This window comes from Okeania sp. SIO3B5 (assembly GCF_010692555.1).
Taxonomy (GTDB): Bacteria; Cyanobacteriota; Cyanobacteriia; order Cyanobacteriales; family Microcoleaceae; genus Okeania.
In genome coordinates, this window is the sequence record NZ_JAAHHG010000001.1 from 1 (window position 1) to 18885 (window position 18885).

Annotated in this window: 12 protein-coding genes and 1 pseudogene; 5 read left to right on the plus strand and 8 right to left on the minus strand. The window is 34.2% G+C overall.

The window, feature by feature from the left end:
• Positions 1-477 precede the first annotated feature (477 nt).
• Positions 478-1347, minus strand: coding sequence for an FkbM family methyltransferase (locus tag F6K54_RS00005; protein WP_293072726.1), 870 nt, complete (start codon positions 1345-1347; stop codon positions 478-480).
• A 69-nt stretch (positions 1348-1416) separates the two neighbouring features.
• Here F6K54_RS00005 and F6K54_RS43665 point away from each other — a divergent pair.
• Both F6K54_RS43665 and F6K54_RS00010 read left to right on the plus strand, forming a co-directional pair.
• Positions 1417-1552: pseudogene (locus F6K54_RS43665) on the plus strand (PHP domain-containing protein); the annotation flags it as partial.
• Between the two features lie 245 nt (positions 1553-1797).
• Positions 1798-2007: a hypothetical protein gene (locus F6K54_RS00010; RefSeq protein WP_293072729.1), complete on the plus strand. Its 210-nt coding sequence runs from the start codon at positions 1798-1800 to the stop codon at positions 2005-2007.
• A 274-nt stretch (positions 2008-2281) separates the two neighbouring features.
• Here the strand turns inward: F6K54_RS00010 and F6K54_RS00015 are convergent, their stop codons facing one another.
• The gene (locus tag F6K54_RS00015) at positions 2282-3874 is read right to left on the minus strand and encodes a hypothetical protein (protein WP_293072731.1); all 1593 of its coding nucleotides are present in this window, start codon (positions 3872-3874) and stop codon (positions 2282-2284) included.
• A gap of 629 nt (positions 3875-4503) precedes the next feature.
• Complete coding sequence (locus tag F6K54_RS00020) at positions 4504-5313, minus strand: response regulator (RefSeq protein ID WP_366557998.1); 810 nt, start codon at positions 5311-5313, stop codon at positions 4504-4506.
• Positions 5314-6714: 1401 nt separating this feature from the next.
• On the opposite strand from F6K54_RS00020, the gene F6K54_RS00025 reads away from it, so the two are divergent.
• Complete coding sequence (locus F6K54_RS00025; protein WP_293072733.1) at positions 6715-6975, plus strand: type II toxin-antitoxin system VapC family toxin; 261 nt, start codon at positions 6715-6717, stop codon at positions 6973-6975.
• 188 nt (positions 6976-7163) lie between these two features.
• Here F6K54_RS00025 and F6K54_RS00030 read toward each other — a convergent pair whose 3' ends face one another.
• From F6K54_RS00030 to F6K54_RS00050, 5 genes are all read right to left on the minus strand, one after another.
• On the minus strand, positions 7164-7415 hold the full coding sequence (locus F6K54_RS00030) for a hypothetical protein (RefSeq protein WP_293072736.1): 252 nt from the start codon (positions 7413-7415) through the stop codon (positions 7164-7166).
• Between the two features lie 117 nt (positions 7416-7532).
• Positions 7533-7922, minus strand: a complete 390-nt coding sequence (locus F6K54_RS00035) for a type II toxin-antitoxin system VapC family toxin (protein WP_293072739.1) — start codon at positions 7920-7922, stop codon at positions 7533-7535.
• Positions 7923-8065: 143 nt separating this feature from the next.
• Complete coding sequence (locus F6K54_RS00040; protein ID WP_293072742.1) at positions 8066-8242, minus strand: hypothetical protein; 177 nt, start codon at positions 8240-8242, stop codon at positions 8066-8068.
• A gap of 159 nt (positions 8243-8401) precedes the next feature.
• The gene (locus tag F6K54_RS00045; protein ID WP_293072745.1) at positions 8402-8794 is read right to left on the minus strand and encodes a hypothetical protein; all 393 of its coding nucleotides are present in this window, start codon (positions 8792-8794) and stop codon (positions 8402-8404) included.
• A gap of 266 nt (positions 8795-9060) precedes the next feature.
• On the minus strand, positions 9061-10113 hold the full coding sequence (locus tag F6K54_RS00050; RefSeq protein ID WP_293072748.1) for an NACHT domain-containing NTPase: 1053 nt from the start codon (positions 10111-10113) through the stop codon (positions 9061-9063).
• A 1435-nt stretch (positions 10114-11548) separates the two neighbouring features.
• Here F6K54_RS00050 and dnaE point away from each other — a divergent pair.
• Both dnaE and F6K54_RS00060 read left to right on the plus strand, forming a co-directional pair.
• Positions 11549-17845 carry a DNA polymerase III subunit alpha gene (dnaE, locus tag F6K54_RS00055; RefSeq protein WP_293072751.1) on the plus strand — a complete coding sequence of 2099 codons (6297 nt, stop codon included), beginning with the start codon at positions 11549-11551 and terminating at the stop codon, positions 17843-17845.
• 724 nt (positions 17846-18569) lie between these two features.
• The gene (locus tag F6K54_RS00060; protein WP_293072753.1) at positions 18570-18698 is read left to right on the plus strand and encodes a hypothetical protein; all 129 of its coding nucleotides are present in this window, start codon (positions 18570-18572) and stop codon (positions 18696-18698) included.
• Positions 18699-18885: the final 187 nt, after the last annotated feature.

Genomic DNA, 18885 nt, shown 5'->3' on the forward strand with positions numbered 1-18885 from the left:
TTGAGTTCAGACGTGGGCTCGTCCGATCTGACAGGAGACAGGAGGAACGGGGAATTAATTAGGAGGTAGGAGGAAGAATAATCAAGGGATTATTCTGCGCAACAAAGCCGCCTAAAATGCTAATTTTTTGAACCATTATGACCTAAAAGCTTGAACTTTTTTTTACTAAAAAATGCGCTCAACCTTTATATGTCAGTGCTTTTAGATTTAATCAGCAAACCCTATTTATAGACGAAACAGATGAAACTAATTTACTCATCACGCAATAAATAAGCTATATCAGTCATATTGTTAGTTGCTCGAAAGCTGCTTAACTATTAATTTTATCCAGTTTTGGTAAATATTCTGAAAGTCTTCTTGATGCCTAGATTCTGAATTTCTACAGTTTGATTCATAATTCAGATAGTTCTTTTTCTAGAAATTTTCCGTTGCAGCAAAAAAAGATACTCAAAGGCAATATAACAATGAAATAGAACACTAATCATCAATTAATTTTTCAAACTCTAATAAGAGTCTACCAGGTACTAAAAAAATCATCTTGAGCTGAACATTTACAGGCTTTGACTCAATTTTCATAAATTTTGGTGGCAGATAATATTTAACTTTATCCTTGGGCTTTGCAAAAGCAAAGCATGAAAATCCAATAGACTTAATAAATTTCAGAAGCTTTGAATTAGGATAAAGTTCTGATAAGACTAGAGGCTGGTCTCGGATTAAAAGATTTTTTCCACCTAATAGAATATCAAAGTCTACTCCTTCAGCATCTGTCTTAATACATGACACACTCAGCGATGGATAATCTAACATCAAATTATCTAGAGTATTAACTTTAACTAATACTTTCTCACCTTTTGAAGCTGTTTTTACAAGTGAATTTAGCTCAGACATAGTAGATAGACTAAATTCCATACTACCTGGCTCAGAATAAAGAGCTTCTTGAATAATTTTAATGTTTGGAAACTGAGAAAGATTTTCTTCGAGGTCTTTAATTATTCTTCGATCTGGTTCAAACACATACACCGTATCAGATAAGGGAGCAGCTAGTAAACTGTAATATCCTATGTTAGCTCCAACATCAATAAAGCTTTTCCCCTTATCTAAAAATTTAGTTAATAACACTTCACTACCCCAATCAAGTCTAGTTCCTTTGAGAAAAAGTTCTGTTGCAAATCTACTATTCCAAGGTAGTGTCATTTCTACATCGTTAAATAAAACGATTTTTTGATTTACTTTTATAAGTTTATAAAATCTTCTTAACAAATAGCGGTATCCAAAATTTAGATAACCAACTTCACGAGCCAAGCGAGTAAGATACCTAATTGTTGCTGAAAAGGTTGAGAGTAACATTTGATTTAAGTCTATTTCAGTAAGGTTATAAAAATTATAATTTAAACAAGTATTTTTAAATCTAAAAAAATGTCATTTGTTGGCCTATATATTCATAGCAACTATAGCTTATTGGACAGGGCATCCCAATTACCACAATTATTTATACAGATAAATAGATAGAGCCGTGGAACTAGGAATGCCCACGCTCGCTCTGACAGACCACCAGACCTAGACTGTTCTAGTCCTTAACGATCGCTACGAACCCGGCGATCTCCTAACTTCAATCTTCAACAATAAAGAGATTATTTTGATAATCTAAGTACAGGATAAAAAACTTGACTTCTATAACAGGAAAAGGTTTCATGGAACTCAAAATATCTAGCAAAATAGCTGATTTTCATAGAGTTTTAAAATTTTTGTCCTGTACTTAGTAATCATATATTTATTTGGGATTAAATATATCCAACAATGAGTTTGAAACTTCCTAAAACAAATTATTTAGAATACGATCGCACTCCCAGCCAAAAATTCTTTACTCATCTTAATAAGCACCTACGCAGAGCGAATGACTTACCTCCAAAATACACGAAAATTTCTTTCCCAGCAACCACCCTATATCTCTTACATATAAATACTTATAACAAATGGCCAATCAAGACGCGATCGCACCCTTTTTAGCCTCATTTTTCCTCCTAAATAGCTCATTTGAACTTTTTTTGGAAAATTCAGTTTAAATTTCAAATATATTTAGCAATAATTAATAAGCTTAATTTATGAAAGCTATTCGTAAAACCCTAAAAACATTACAGGTAAAGACTTTCAGTCAAACCAACACCAGCAAAAATTAAATATCAACCTTCTTCTTTCTTCCCTGTTACTTCGATAAGTTATGAAGTCTGTTACTTTACCGTCTTTTTGGGAGGAATATCATGGTCTTTCCCTACTTGCTGCTTTATTCACAAAAGTGTCTCTCAAGTGATACAAGAAAGTCTCTAACTTCAACAAGAATTTTCTTGAGCACATCAGAACGGTTACTGTCTTTCAATCCGAAAGCTTTGGCAATCTTTTTGTAATTGTCGCCCTTACGATGAGCCACGCTAGTTGAGCGAAGAGTTTGCAAATCTCTCAAGAATTTTATCTGGTGCTCATAATTTGGGTATTGATGAGCTTTGAGGAACTGCTCGAATTTAGATATTCCCTTTGTTTCGGTATTACCTCCTGGTGTTGCCTTAACAATTTCACCCTCATTTAGAGAGTCAATCAAAACCTTTGTCAGAGCAAGAACCTGTGGATCAAATTCTGCCTGACTATTTGTCAGAGGAATGCGCAAAGTGTTAAAAAGATACTGGTCTGATTCAGCTAATTCCAGAAAAAGACTCCATCCCATAGATTCTTTCCAATTCTTAGAAAACCTAACAAAACGATCCTTAAACATAAGGTCAATTTGTTCTGGAGGAGCAGGTGTTAGTTCAAAGCTACGCTCAAAATTAACTTTACTCATCTTTCCTTGAGGTAGAATATTGTAACTACGCCAATATATTTGTTCATCTGATGGCAAAGATGCTAAGTCTCCAAGGAAGACAGTTATGTATTCAGGATGATTATTATCAAGTTTCAATCCCCATAATCCTTGACATCTGAGAAATCCATCCTCAACCGAGTATCGCTCTGGATGAGCATAATATTTTGTAAGAACCTCCCGCCGAAAGAAAACACGTGTGAAATATTTAGGAATATCTGGATTACAAGAATATTTGACTGAATCTCCTTTTTCATCTATTCCAATAATGAAATCAATGTAGTCTTCCTTGTCCTGATCGTTGAATGGCCACATTCCACAGTGATTAAGTGGAAATGGAGAAATCAGTTTTTTTCCACACAAGTATGAGAAGGATTTGTACTTGGCTGTATGAGAATTTTCTGCCAAATTTGCCCGAAGTTTATAGTAAGTTAAATCCTTTCTACACTCTACTTCCTGTGGAAATTCATCAAGTATTAATTCAGAGTATCGTTTAAAGTCAAAATAAATTGCTAAGTGCATCTCTTTTACAGCAAGAAATTGACGCACTTCTTTGAGATGAACTTCAACTTTATCCATTTCAAGTTTTGCTACTACAGTTTCATCTCCTCTATCATCAAATTTGAAAAGTTGATTTTTTTCAAAATCGTGGTACAAACGATGGAAGTGTCGAAACTCTTCAATGATTTCATTATATGAGTCGCGAATGCCATGAAAATCTCTACGAATTATAAAGGGTTCTACATCATCTAATTTTCCAAACCTCAAATAGGTAGGATTTTTATTGCTTCGGTTGAAGCATGGATGCCCATCTTGAAGATGAAAATCCCAAGAAATCTGGCTTAGAGAAGTTTCAACATAAGCATTTGGAATCAAGGCTGAAAATATGCCGAGATTCTCGTCTTCAGTAACTTTATCGAAATAAACAGTTATCCATGGCTCTCTACCTAAACTAGGAATAAATTTCTCTCGCCATTCAGATTGAAGTAGCCATTTCAAAGTTAGATCGATGTTTTTAGTAGCCATAATAGTGATTTGATATAAACATAATTAATTGTAGTTTGACTTACATAATATTGACGGGAGCGCGATAAAACTACGTTACGCTAGCGCGATCGCACTCCCACTCAAAAATTCTTTACTCATCTTAATAAGCACCTACGCAGAGCGAATAACTTACCTCCAAAATACACGAAAATTTCTTTCCCAGCAACCACCCTATATCTCTTACATATAAATACTTATAACAAATGGCCTATGAAAAGGCGATCGCACCCAAATTTCCCCCATTTTTCCCCCGAAATAGCTCATTTGAACTTTTTTTGGAAAAATTAGTTTAAATTTATAATATATTTATCAATAATTTATAAAGTAAGCTTATTAATTTGATTCGTTAAACCCTAAAAACCTTACAGGTAAAGAATTTCAGTCAAACTAACAGCAACAAAAATCAATCTTCTTCCTTCTTCCTTCTTCCCTTTTACTTCTTCCTTCTGAACAGGTAAAGAATTTCAGTCAAACTAACAGCAACAAAAATCAATCTTCTTCCTTCTTCCCTCTTACTTCTTACTTCCTTCTGAACAGGTAAAAACTTTCAGCCAAACTAACAGCAGCAAAAATCAACCTTCTTGCTTCTTCCCTCTTCCTTCTTTCTTCTAAAGCCATTTATCCAAAATTTTAGACAAATGCTGTAGTTTGATTGGCTTAGTTATGTAGTCATCCATGCCAGCCTCAATACATTTCTCCCGGTCTCCTTTCATCGCATTAGCTGTCACAGCAATGATAGGAATCTTTCGGTAGCGATCGCCTGCCTTGCCTTGACGAATCAAGAGACTGGCTTCGTAACCATCCATTATTGGCATCTGACAGTCCATAAAAATCAAGGTATAGGGTTCATTATCAATAGCTTCTTCTAATGCAGATAGGGCATCTAACCCACAATTTGCTAACTTAGCTGTTAAACCAAGTTTTCTCAGATAACCCTTGAACACCAATTGATTGACCTGATTATCCTCTACCAGCAATATTCTTGTCCCATCTGGCCAAGATTTCACAGATGCACAATCATGCTCCACTATTTTTGCAGATTGGAGGTTTACAGATTCCTTGATTGGTTGCACCTCTGGAAACAATTGATTTTCTAGCAATACCTTACTACTATCATTCACTGTGACTAGAGCATTGAAGAGGTCAGTAGGATTCACTGGCTTGTGGATGCAGAACTGAACCTCCCGGTCTATCAAAACAGGAATATCATAATGATTGCTCATGGGGGTCATCATTACTAGCCCTAGGGATGCGAAGCGGGCATCAGCTTTGAGATGCTGAACCAGTTTTAAACCATCTATGCCTGGCATTTGCAGATCGATAAGAGCAATATCAAAGGGTGGTTTCTCCAGGTCATTACTTTGTTGCATTCGGTCTTCGCAGTATCTAATGGCACGCGGAATGAGGAGAGTAATAATTCTGGGAGTTGTGCTGAAGCTTCGAGCAAAGGGACTTGAGCTTCTGCATCCATAGAAATTATGCTACTTGTTACAGCATTTTGGTGAAGAGAAAGAAATGTATTTTCTATCCAACTATTTACTTGTAAAGCGCTTATGCGAGCTTGTTTCTTAAAATCGGTTTCTAAGCTTTCTATTTGAATCTTTTCTTGATAACGAATAGAGAAAAGTAATCCAACTGAGGGTATTAAGGCAACAAGGAATACTGTCAAAAGAGTCTGGGAGAATATTCCAAACTTTGTTCGTTTCTTGACAGAGTTTTCAGCAGAGTTGTACTTACTTCTCATTAGAGTTGTTGGTTAATTAATTTTATATAGGAAAAAGGGAATAGGAGAAGATTCGGCAAGAGGGAGAATTGTTTATGGTCGAATAATTCTTTTCATCCCTCTTTACATTTTAAATGTATTAATCGATTTGGAGGATATTTGGTCAGTTAGAATTACTAGAAATTATCGTGCTATTTGCTATTGGAATTTTGCAAGGCGATGAGTTACATGGTTTTGGATAGGAAGTCATTTCAATTATCAGTTATCAGTATCTATGAGGGGTTTTTTGGGTGATTTTAAAAGTGAGGAATTTCGTAACTTATAAATGGTATTGGTAATTTTATTCTAACTTGAGCTTTGCTTAAAACTTCCTTTAAGTTTATCTTTGTATTGAGAAGTTCAAAAATCTTCTTCATAGTTCATTTGTAGAAATAAGTTTAAATCAATAATAGCTCAGTCATAGGAAATTTACTATTTCAGCTAAAGACAAACAATAGCACTTCTACTTCCTAAAGAGCAGATGGAGGACTCCCAGTTTCAATTCTAAGAGCAAACTTCCGAATATCTGCCACCTTTTGTATGTATTCATCAACTTGTTGTTTTAGGAGTTGAGGATATGAATTTGGAAAGTCAAGCAAAGTACGACTAATGTCATAGTAATCAGATTCCTGTTGAAGAAATACTTGATATTTTTCCTCTGCTTTAAAGGTGTAAGCTACAGTTCACGCAATAAATAAACTATATCAGTCATATTTTTAGTTGCTCGAAAGCTGCTTAACTATTGATTTTATCCCTGTTTGGGTAAATATTATGAAAGTTTTCTTGATGTCTAGATTCTGAATGCCTATAGTCTGATTAATAATTCAGATAGTTCTTCTTCTATAAATTTTCCATTGCAGCAAAAGATACTCAACGATTTTGATTTGGTAGAGGATAATCTGGGAATTTATGAGGAGATAGATGATGATTTAGTTGGAGCTTTTAATGAGTAATAATTCTTTCATTTATTTACTAGATAATTTTTTTTTCATCATGTATCTGAAGGGGAAAGTGCCAAATATTAAGAGTTATATTGATAATTTAGAGGCTGAAAAAAATGCCGTTTATTCTGTGGTCAAAGCCGAATTATTTTATGGAGCTATTGAGGAGTAATAACACTCAAAAAAATTTTAATCTGCAAAAATCGTTTGTATCGCAGTTTGTATCTTTACCCTTTGATGATTTCTGTGCTGAAATTTATGGTAAAACTCGGGCTGATTTAGCTAAGGCTGGAACACCTATTGGTTCAAACGATATCCAAATTGCGTCTATTGCTTTGGCAAATAATTTAATATTAGTGACTCATAATTTAAAATAATTTAGCCGTATTGAAAAGTTAAAAATTGAAGATTTGGAAGCAGAATAACGGGTAATTATTAGGGTTAAAAAATATCATAATCAAATAAAAATGTAGAGTTAGGAGATTCAAGAAAATGCCTTGAACAGTTTTATGTTAGTTATCATTTTTGTTAGATAAGGCAACCAAAAACCTGGTATCAACAATAATCATTCAGCCTCTCTCATTTCTTTCATCAAGATTGCTTCACAATTTTTAGCTAAATCTGGCTCTGCCTCAATACAACCAATAAAACCAAGCTGGCTAAATTTTTGGAGGTGCTTGCTAGAGTTTTTTAAGACTTTTTCGTAATAATCTTCTAGGGCATATCTGACAATTTTATAGATATTTTGTTGAGTTTTTTCTTGGATAAAAGCCATTTTTTGAGCTTGTTCTTCGTCAATTTTAGGAGCAATTTCCATTTTTTCCTACTTTATTTTACTAGATACATGAATTCTAAATTATTTATAGCAAATTAAGAAATGGATTATGATGAATTATAAAGTCTACTACTTGAAACTATTTTGGCAACGAGATACTTACCAAATTACAGTTTGTATATTCTCAACTTGTTGAAAATGTGCATCGCGTGTTACTAAGCTCAAAGCATATTTTAAAGCTAGTGCTGTAATCCAAATATCTTTTTCTGGTAATGGCTTTCCTTTGAGCCTTAAATTGTTTTTCACATCTCCGTATTGTCGAGAAGTTTCAATTTCATACCCAAGCACTTCACTATTAGCAACTAACTCATTTATTCTTGCTAAATTTGCTAAAACACGCCCTGATTTTCTTGCACCATAATATAACTCACCAATTACAATACTAGGGATGAAAATTTCTTCAGCTTGAGCAAGATTTTCTCTAATAACTGCTTCGTCGGCAAAGAGAGCAATAATAATGTTTGTATCTAGAAGGCATTTACCACTCATTAATATCTATTTGTTCACAACCTTGTTTAATTGCTTCGCTCATATTTTGAAGGTCTTCAGGAGAAATTGAGCCAGCAAAAGGTTATTTCAGTTATCAGTAACTCTGCAATAAGGAGGCTTTACATTAGGAATATTTTATTTTTTTATCCCCTTAAAAGGGGAGGCTTTATACAAGAATTTTGCGGTAATAATTGTTTTCCTGAAATACCTCTGACTTCAGTTTTTAGCAATTTCTGAGCAAATTCAAGCACCTGGTATTGCAAGTGTTGTGGCATGGATTTTAATTGTTCGACTATTTCATCAATGGTAGACAGACTCATTAGATTTATCCTTTACTGAAAAGTCTTTTTAGTTAGTAATTAAATCATATCAATTAGTTCATCATTGGCTTTTTCAGCATCTTCTACAAATTTTTCGATTGAGCTTCGGAGCTTTACAAGGTCTTTTTTAACCTTTCCTATTTCCTCAATAATACCTTGTTATTTTAAATGAATAAGTATGTTTTCAGGTAAGGGATTTAAGTTAAAAGAGTATATTGCTTCTTTGCCAATGTCGTCGTGTATTATATGATTGCCTGTTAAAGTCCATCTTTCGTCTCTAAAATAATTTCCTTTAGCAATATAATTTATTCTCTCTGAAATGAAAGTCCTTAGCTCTTTAAAGAGAGGTTCTATCTCTCTAATTTGTTCCAGATAATTTGCTTGATGACCCCTATAAAAAATTGTAAGGCTATGTTCGCCAATGCCAATTAATGAGTATGATTCGTTGACAATTTTAGAAATAAGCTCTTCATCATTATCGTTAGATAAGCTATTAATAACTTTATTAATCACAGGTAGCAAAAACAACTTTGAATAGGAAATTTTATCCATTTCCTCGCATAAAGATAAAAAGTTAGACCATTCATTTGTTGAATATAAAGTGCCTATAATTTTTTTTGAATAAATGATGTTTTTCTGCTCAATATTTAAGTCTGTTATAAATAGGGCAACAAAGTATTCCTGAAGAGATTTGTGTGCAAATTGGATTTTATTACCGTCTTCTACCCAAAGAGCAAGACCTAGTTTTAAATCATCAATAAATAAATGAGAGCTAAATTCACAATTCTCTAACTTCGATTTAATTGTCTCTAGAGTTTTTAGTACATAATCAAGGTCAAAATGTATTTTATTTCAAAAAAGCTAAGAAAACTAAAACGCTTTAAGACTTCCTCAAATTGTTCTTGATTTAGTTTGCTTCTACGTTGTCGAATATATCCAAGTTTGGACTTGCTATCATGCTCTGTAAACAGTGCTTGAACAACACGCCGATAGAAGATGTACTTTTTATTTGGTATATCAGGGTTGCTTTGAAAAGTTAGAATATACAGAGATAAAAGAAGGGGATTAGACAAAAAACTTGTTATGTATGTTTGAGAGGTATTCTCTACAGACTGAATAATTTTTTGGCTGAGTTCATCTTCATTCTTTAACTGAAGCTTGATAAATCTTTTAACTTGTTCTTCGCCAAGAGTTTCAATCTGATAGTTATGAAATAATGGCATAAATTCTACATTAGTGTAAGGTCTTGAAGTTAAAATATACTTATTGTCATTATACTTATGCAGAAAAGAAGTAAGTTGTTTAAGTATTGTTCTTTCAATATCATTATTTAGTTCATCAAATCCATCCAAGAAAAATACAAACTTTCCTGTTTTGAGCCATTTCTTTAAAATATCAAAACTTTGAGATACTTGATTTTCAAATATTACTTCAGTAATATAATCTTCAATCGATCCGCTATAATCATTCAAATATCGGAATTCAATTAATATCGGTACACCATATTTTTCGACTATTGAATTAATAAATAAATGCTTAACTAGGGTACTTTTACCGCTACCAGCATTACCAAAAATAGTTACAAAATTAGTATTTATAAAGAAATTGGAAATTTTGTCTGTATTAATTATCTCTGCATTTCGTTGAAGATTAAGTGGAAAATAAATATCATATAAATATACAGGTTTATTACCATTTAAAATAGTTTTTATATAGGAGTATCGCTGTGTCTGTTTAGTAAAATATTTATGCAAACTTTTATCAAATAGACCTTTAGTTTCATTAGTGACTTTCCCTAAGAAAGAAAAAGACTCTTTAACTAACTGTGGAATAAAGCTTTTTATTGCTGCTTCAATGACAATCTGTTCCATAACACCAAGTTTATAACTATAACTATTAATTGTATTGCAGTCGGAATATAATATTCTATCTAGGTTTTTTCATCAGATTGAAAAGTCCTTAGATAATGATTGTTATAATAATTCAGAAGTAAACCGAAAAAAGTTGATATTGTAAGTCTTTTACCTATTATTCAACCCTCTTCCTTTTAGGGAGAGGTAATTAGGGCTTGCCGATTAAATATCAAAGCATTTACTGATATTAGTAGTAGCATTTTTTGGTCTAAAAAAGTGTCAGCTTTTCAGTGGCAAGAGCTGCATAAAGCTAGTATTTTGCTAGTATTTTGGGGCGATTATGGCAGAAAAATCACTCTTACAATTTTTCTGATTACCTCCTAATAAATTCCCATTTGTCCTGACTTCCCCTCCCCTCCTGGGAGGGGCTAGGGGTGGGTTGGGAGGGGGAGGGGCTAGGGGTAGGTTGACTCCTACCACTACCGAAAGACTTTATTCAGCAAACCCTAATTATCAATTATCCATTATCAATTATCCATTATTGAACTAACGTTTTTCCATTTATGATTCAAAATTTTTTCATCACATCATAAATATTAGTAAGAGTGCGATCGCACTCCCACCCGAAAATCCTTTACTCATCTTAATAAGCACCTACGCAGAGCGAATAACTTACTTCCAAAATACACGAAAATTTCTTGACAAGCAACTACCCTATATCTCTTACATATCAATACTTTTAATAAATGGCCTATTAGAATGCGATCGCACCCAAATTTACCCCATTTTTCCTCCGAAATAGCTCATTTGAACTTTTTTTGGAAAATTCAGTTTAAATTCCTAATATATTTAGCAATAATTTATAATTTAAGATTATTATTATATTCGTTAGACCCTAAAAACCTTACAGGTAAAGACTTTCAGTTAAACTAACAGCAGCAAAAATCAATCTTCTTCCTTTTTCCTTCTTCCCTCTTCCCTCTTACTTGACGCGATAGAACTCCGTTCCGCTAGCGCGATCGCACTCCCTCTCACTAATTCTATTTTTCATCTTAATAAGCACCTACGCAGAGCGAATAACTTACTTCCAAAATACACGAAAATTTCTTGACAAGCAACTACCCTGTATTTCTTACATATCAATACTTATAACAAATAGCCAATGGAAGCACGATAACTACATTTAGCTGTGCTATCGCACTCTTTTTACCCCCTAAATAGCTCATTTGAACTTTTTTTGGAAAATTCAGTTTAAATTCCAAATATATTTAGCAATAATTTATAAGCTTAATTTATAGCAACTATTCATTAAACCCTAAAAACTTTACAGGTAAAGACTTTCAGTCAAACCAACACCAGCAAAAATTAAATATCAACCTTCTTCCTTCTTCCTTCCTACTTCTTCCCTATAAAATAAAGCTACATATAATATTTATTCTAAAATCTAAAAAAAATGTCATTTGTTGGCCTACATATTCATAGCGACTATAGCCTATTAGACGGGGCATCCCAATTACCACAATTAATAGATAGAGCCGTGGAACTAGGAATGCCAGCCATTGCTCTGACAGACCATGGAGTAATGTATGGGGCAATTCAATTAATTAAACTCTGTAGAAATAAAGGAATTAAACCTATCATTGGCAATGAAATGTATGTGATAAATGGAGAAATTGAGAAACAACAAAGAGGCAAAAAATTTCACCAAGTCGTATTAGCAAAAAATACTCAAGGCTATAAAAACTTAGTCAAACTAACAACCCTTTCTCACCTTCATGGTTTTCAAGGAAAAGGTATATTTGCTCGACCTTGTATTAACAAAGAATTACTAGAAAAATATCACGAAGGCTTGATAGTAACTAGCGGATGTTTGGCAGGAGAAGTACCGCAAAATATTATGCAGGGAAAATTTGAGGAAGCCAAGAAAATAGCTAAACGGTACAAAGATTTATTTGGAGAAGATTATTATTTGGAAATACAAGACCACGGTTTCCAAGAAGATAGAGTAGTAAATACTGGAATAGCTAGAATTGCCGAGAAATTAAACATAAAAATAGTAGCGACAAATGACTCTCATTTTATTTCTTGTCGAGACGTAGAAGCACACGACGCTTTGTTGTGTATTAACACTCAAAAATTAATAGCTGAAAAAAAAAGGATGCGGTATAGTGGCACCGAATATTTAAAGTCTGCTGAAGAGATGAAATTATTATTTCGAGACCATCTAGAAAATGAAACTATAGAAGAAGCGATCGCTAATACATTAGAAGTAGCAAATAAAGTTAAAGCCTACGAAGGAATATTAGGAGAACCACGAATTCCTGACTATCCTATTCCACCAGAACATAATGCCGATACTTATCTGGAAGAACTAGCTTGGAAAGGATTATTGGAAAGGCTGAAACTTAAACAAAAAAGTGAAATTTCCGCAGTATATAAAGAGCGGATGGAAACTGAATTAAAAGTTCTTCAGGATAAAGGCTTCTCTACATATTTTTTGGTAGTTTGGGATTACATAAAATATGCCAGAGATGAAAATATTCCTGTAGGTCCTGGTAGAGGAAGTGCTGCTGGTTCATTAGTTGCTTATTCTTTGCGAATTACTAATATAGATCCGGTACATCATGGCTTGTTATTTGAAAGATTTTTAAATCCCGAACGGAAATCAATGCCAGATATTGATACGGATTTCTGTATTGAAAGTCGGGATGACATGATTGATTATGTGACTGAACGGTATGGAGAAGAGAGAGTTGCTCAAATTATTACTTTTAACCGGATGACATCTAAGGCAGTATTAAAAGATGTGGGGAGAGTGTTGGGAGTTTCGTTTGGGGAAGCGAATAAAATGGCAAAATTAATTCCTGTTGCCAGGGGTAAACCAGCAAAGTTAAAAGTGATGATTTCTGATGAAACTCCTTCCCCAGAATTTAAGGAAGCTTTTGAAAATAAAGAAATACAAATAGAAGATAATGAAGGGGGAGAAGTTAGTACAATTTCTGTCCGGCAATGGATAGAGATGGCAATTAGAATTGAGGGAACTAATAAAACTTTTGGAGTACACGCGGCAGGGGTAGTAATTTCTAAGGAACCTCTGGATGAAATTGTGCCTTTGCAAAGAAATAATGATGGCTCGGTGATTACTCAGTATCACATGGAGGATATAGAGTCTTTGGGTTTGTTGAAGATGGATTTTTTGGGATTGAAAAATTTAACTATTATTCAGAATACTGCCAACTTAATTAAGAAAAATCATAATATTCCTCTAGTTCCAGACGAGTTACCCGCTAATGAAAGAAAGGCAATGGAAATTTTGGCAAGAGGCAAGATTAAGAAAATGCCAGGTGATGTAAAAGAGACATACGACTTGATTAAATCTGGAGATTTGGAAGGAGTATTTCAGTTGGAATCTTCTGGGATGGTTGATGTGGTGAAAAAATTGAAGCCTACTTCTATTGAAGATATTTCTTCTATCTTGGCTTTGTATCGCCCCGGACCTTTAGATGCTGGTTTAATTCCAAAATTTATTGACCGGAAACATGGGCGGGAGAAAATTGAATATCAAGATCCAAAGTTAGAGCCAATTTTGCAAGAAACTTATGGAGTTTTGTGTCTGCCTAAAGGAACTTTAATTGATAAACCAGATGGTTCGAGAGAGGCGATCGAAAATATTAAGAGTGGGGAGATAATTTTAACTTCGGATGGGAGGAAAGTTTGGGAGGCAAAAGTTGCTAAACAGTGGTGGAGTGGTGTTAGGGAAATATTAAAGATTACTTTGTCTAGCGGAACGGTAATTTATGCGGGAAAAAACCATCGCTTTTTAACGCCGGAAGGAGATAAGTTTGCTTGGGAGTTGAAACCTGGGGTGGAGGGAATTAAGAAGGGTAATATTTATGGTTCTGCGGTTTATGAAAAATGGCAAGTTTCTAGTAACCAGAAAAGACTGGGTAAAAATGAAGCTTATTTCTCAGATAGACAGAAACTAGAAAGTTGGGAAAAATCTAGAGAAAACCATCTACAGATTTCCTCTTTCTCTTTGAGAAATCCTTCAGAAAATTCCATTCCTCAGACAAATACTTCGAGTCGGAAAAATATGGAGTTTTCCCCGGAAAAAGCTACCTTATTTAGACCAACTAATTTCTCAGAGAAACCTCAGCCGGAAAATTGGGAAAATTTCCGAGAAAATTATCTACAGATTTTCTCTTTTTCTTTGGCAACTCCTTCAGAAAATTCTATTTCTCAGATAGATACTTCGAGTCTGAAAAATCTGGAGTTTTCCTTGTCAAAATCAACCTTATTCAGACAGAAAAATTTCTTAGATTTTTCTTTGGCAACTCCTTCGACAAATTCTATTTCTCAGATAGATACTTCGAGTCGGAAAAATCGGGAATCTTCTCTGTCAAAACCAACCTTATTTAGACGGGCAAATTTCTTAGATAGACTAAAGCCAGAAAATCAGGAAAAGTTCCGAGAAAACTATCTACAGATTTCTTCTTTTCCTTTAGCAACTCCTTCAGAAAATTCTATTTCTCAGACAGATACTTCAAGTCGGAAAAATCTGGAGTCTTCCCTGGAAAAAGCTACCTTATTTAAACCGACAAATTTCTTAGATAGAGTGAAGTCGGAAAATGGGGAAAAATTTAGGGAAAGCCATCTAAAGATTTCCTCTTTCTCTTTAGCAACTCTTTCAGAAAATTCTATTTCTCAGACAGATACTTCAAGTCGGAAAAATCTGGAGTCTTCCCTGAAAAAAGCTACCTTATTTAAACCGACAAATTTCTCAGATAGAGGGAAGCTGAAAAATTGGGAAAATTTCCCAGAAAACTATCTACAGATTTCCTCCTTTCCTTTAGCAACTCCTTCAGAAAATTCTATTTCTCAGACAGATACTTCAAGTCGGAAAAATATGGAGTCTTCCCTGAAAAAAGGTACTTTATTTAAACCGACAAATTTCTTAGATAGAGTGAAGTCGGAAAATGGGGAAAAATTTAGGGAAAGCCATCTAAAGATTTCCTCTTTCTCTTTAGCAACTCCTTCAGAAAATTCTATTTCTCAGACAGATACTTCAAGTCGGAAAAATATGGAGTCTTCCCTGAAAAAAGGTACTTTATTTAAACCGACAAATTTCTTAGATAGAGTGAAGTCGGAAAATGGGGAAAAATTTAGGGAAAGCCATCTAAAGATTTCCTCTTTCTCTTTAGCAACTCCTTCAGAAAATTCTATTTCTCAGACAGATACTTCAAGTCGGAAAAATATGGAGTCTTCCCTGAAAAAAGGTACTTTATTTAAACCGACAAATTTCTCAGATAGAGGGAAGCTGAAAAATTGGGAAAATTTCCCAGAAAACTATCTACAGATTTCCTCCTTTCCTTTAGCAACTCCTTCAGAAAATTCTATTTCTCAGACAGATACTTCAAGTTGGAAAAATATGGAGTCTTCCCTGAAAAAAGGTACTTTATTTAAACCGACAAATTTCTCAGATAGAGGGAAGCTGAAAAATTGGGAAAATTCCCAAGAAAACTACCTACAGATTTCCTCCTTTCCTTTAGCAACTCCTTCAGAAAATTCTATTTCTCAGACAGATACTTCGATTCAGAAAAATCTGGAGTTTTCCTTCTCAAAACAAACCTTATTCAGACAGACAAATTTATCAGACTTTTCTTGGACAACTCCTTCAGAAGATTCCATTTTTCAGACGAATAGTTGGAGTCATAAAAATTGGGAAGAGTCTAACCAAGAAATCTACGAAAAAACTCATTTACAGGATGTCAGACTTGTTTATGTTGTCTCGGTGGAAGAAGCAGGAAAAGCAGAATGTTTTGATTTAGAAATGGAAGACCAAAACTCACCATACTTTCTAGCAGAAGGAGTAGTTGTTCATAATTGTTACCAAGAGCAAATTATGAAAATGGCTCAAGATTTAGCAGGATATTCTTTAGGAGAAGCAGATTTATTACGTCGTTGTCTAAGTGGTTCCACAAAAGTAATAGATGCAGCAACAGGCAACTTAATTAGTCTCAAAGAAATAGCTGCCAAACCTGAGTATTGGTTGAGTCGAAAAGTCTTTTCTTTAGACATCAAAAGTCAACAAATTGTGCAAAAACCAATAACAGAAATTCATGCTAATGGTGTCCGAGATGTTTGGGAAATTACCACTCGTACAAATAGGAAAATTAGAGCTACAAACAACCACCTTTTTTATACAGTTTTAGGATGGAAACCTTTAGAAGATTTTGACCTAGGCGATCGCTTAGGTTTACCAAAAAAAATTCCGATTAATCATAGTAGTCAAATATCTGATGCTCAAATTAAACTTACTGCTTATTTAATAGGTGACGGACATCTAGAAGTTAGAAGTCAGAAGTCAGAAGTCAGAAGTTATTTCTGTAATAGCGATCCAGAATTAATTGCTGATTTTAATCGCTGTGCAGAAGAATTATTTGGCTCTTCAGCACCTGTCGATAAACAACTACATCCAGGAAAAAAATCAGTTATTTATGTCCGTATAGGTTTTCTTTCAGCTTTTAATAATTGGGTAGATAATCATCTCAAACGTGCTAATTCACGGGATAAAGAAATTCCTAATTGGGTATTTTCTTTGTCTAAGAGTCAGTTACAAATTTTCTTAGGAATTTTATGGTCAACCGATGGTAGTTTTGACAAAAAAATTGGGCATACAGATTACAATTCTACCTCAGAAGTTTTAGTCAGACAAATCCAACATTTACTTCTGCGTTTAGGTATAGTTTCTCTGTTCAATATTAAAAAGATAAAATATCAAGGTAAGCCTTATCTTTCTTATCGGGTTCAAATTACAGGGCGTGAGGATATGCTCAAGTTTTGTGAATTAATACAGCCATATTTGAGTAGTTACAAAAAGCAGATTTGTCAAAGTTGTTATTTAGCTATCAAAGATAAGCAAAAGAATCAATCTAAACATTGCCTACCTCCAGAAATGCTTACCCTAATTGCACAAGCTAAAAAAGCTAGTGGAATGACTTGGACAGAAATAGACAAAGCTGTCGGTGTATGTCGTGCCACAATGTCGTCAGGTTTGAATTTTCAAAACACCCCAACTAGGAGTTTATCCCGTCATAAAGTTAATAATTTTGCCACAGCTTTTGCAGATGAAGAATTAAAAGCAATAGCTAATTCTGAAGTGTTTTGGGATGAGATTACTTCTATAGAATATATTGGCAAGGAAGAAGTTTTTGATTTGACAATTCCCGAAACTCATAATTTCATTGCTAATGATTTTATAGTTCATAACTGCATGGGTAAAAAAAAGGTTGCGGAAATGGAAAAGCATCGAGAAATATTTATTGATGGTGCAACTCAAAGAGGTGTTCATTCTGCCGTGGCACAAGATTTGTTTGAACAGATGATTAAATTTGCTGAATATTGTTTGGCTTATGAAACAGAAATTATGACTGTGGAATATGGTGCTATTCCTATTGGTAAAATTGTAGAAGACCGGATTGAATGTACTGTTTATACGGTAGATAAGAATGGATATGTTTATACACAGCCAATTGCTCAATGGCATAATCGGGGTATGCAGGAGGTTTATGAGTATAGTCTGGAAGATGGAACTGTTATTCGGGCAACTCCAGAACATAAGTTTATGGCTGAAGATGGTCAAATGTTGCCTATTGATGAAATTTTCGAGCGTAACTTGGATTTGAAGTGTTTATTTGAAGAAGGAAGAGGGATGAGGGAAGAAGGAAGAAGGAAAAAAGAAAGTATATAGATTTGAAGAAGGAAGAAGGAAGAGGGAAGAAGGAAGAAGGAAAAAAGAAAGTATGATAAGTATAGTTAGGGCTTGCTGAAAAAGTCTTATGGGTGCAGGTAGGAGACAGGAGACAATCCACCCCTCGCCCCTCCCAGGAGGGGGACAGGAGGAACGGGGAATTTGGAGGAGGTAGGAGTAAGAATTTTCCCAATATTGTTCTGCCCAACTCTTGAGCAAAATCCTGAATTTTTGAACCATTACCACCTAAAACCTCGCATTTTTTCCAGATCTAAAATTGCTCAAACCAATATCAGTCAATAAGCGCGATATTTAATCAGCAAACCCTAGTTAGAGATAATCAGAAGATTAAGGCATTTTTTCTGGGAGCTATATCAGAAATATTTTCATTTTCTGAAGCTCAAATCAATACTTGTTTGACCAAAAAATAATGTCAAAGAGGTGAATTTTAGAGAGCGATCGCCTCTTGAGTTATTTAGTTAAGAGATTTCAATATTGAGGAATTTTTCCCAGAAGCAATACCAGAAAAGTTTTCATCTTGTGAAGCTCCCATAAATACTTGTTTTCCCTCAATTAAATCTTTCCTTCTATAACTCCTCAGCAGAAAACTACCAACATTTTCATTCTCTGAAGCTCAAAAAAAAATCGGCGCGTTAAAGGATTTTCCGTTGCATCCTCACAATTTTTCTGATATCATAAATGTTATTGGGGGTTGTTCGCCTATATGCATGATTTTTTATTCAACACAAAAATAGTTAGTAGTTTCCAGGGCGATCGCTCAGGTTATGAAAAGAAAATCAATGTAAAAGGGATGAGGTTGACAGAGCGATCGCCTCTTGAGTTATTTAGTTAAGAGATTTCAATATTGAGGAATTTTTCCCAGAAGCAATACCAGAAATGTTTTCATCTTGTGAAGCTCTAGTAAATACCTGTTTTTCCTTGATTACATCTTTACCACATATAACTCCTCAACTCCTCAATGGAAAACCACATTTTTTCTTCATTGCCTTAAGCTCATAAAAAATCTGCGCGTCAAAGGA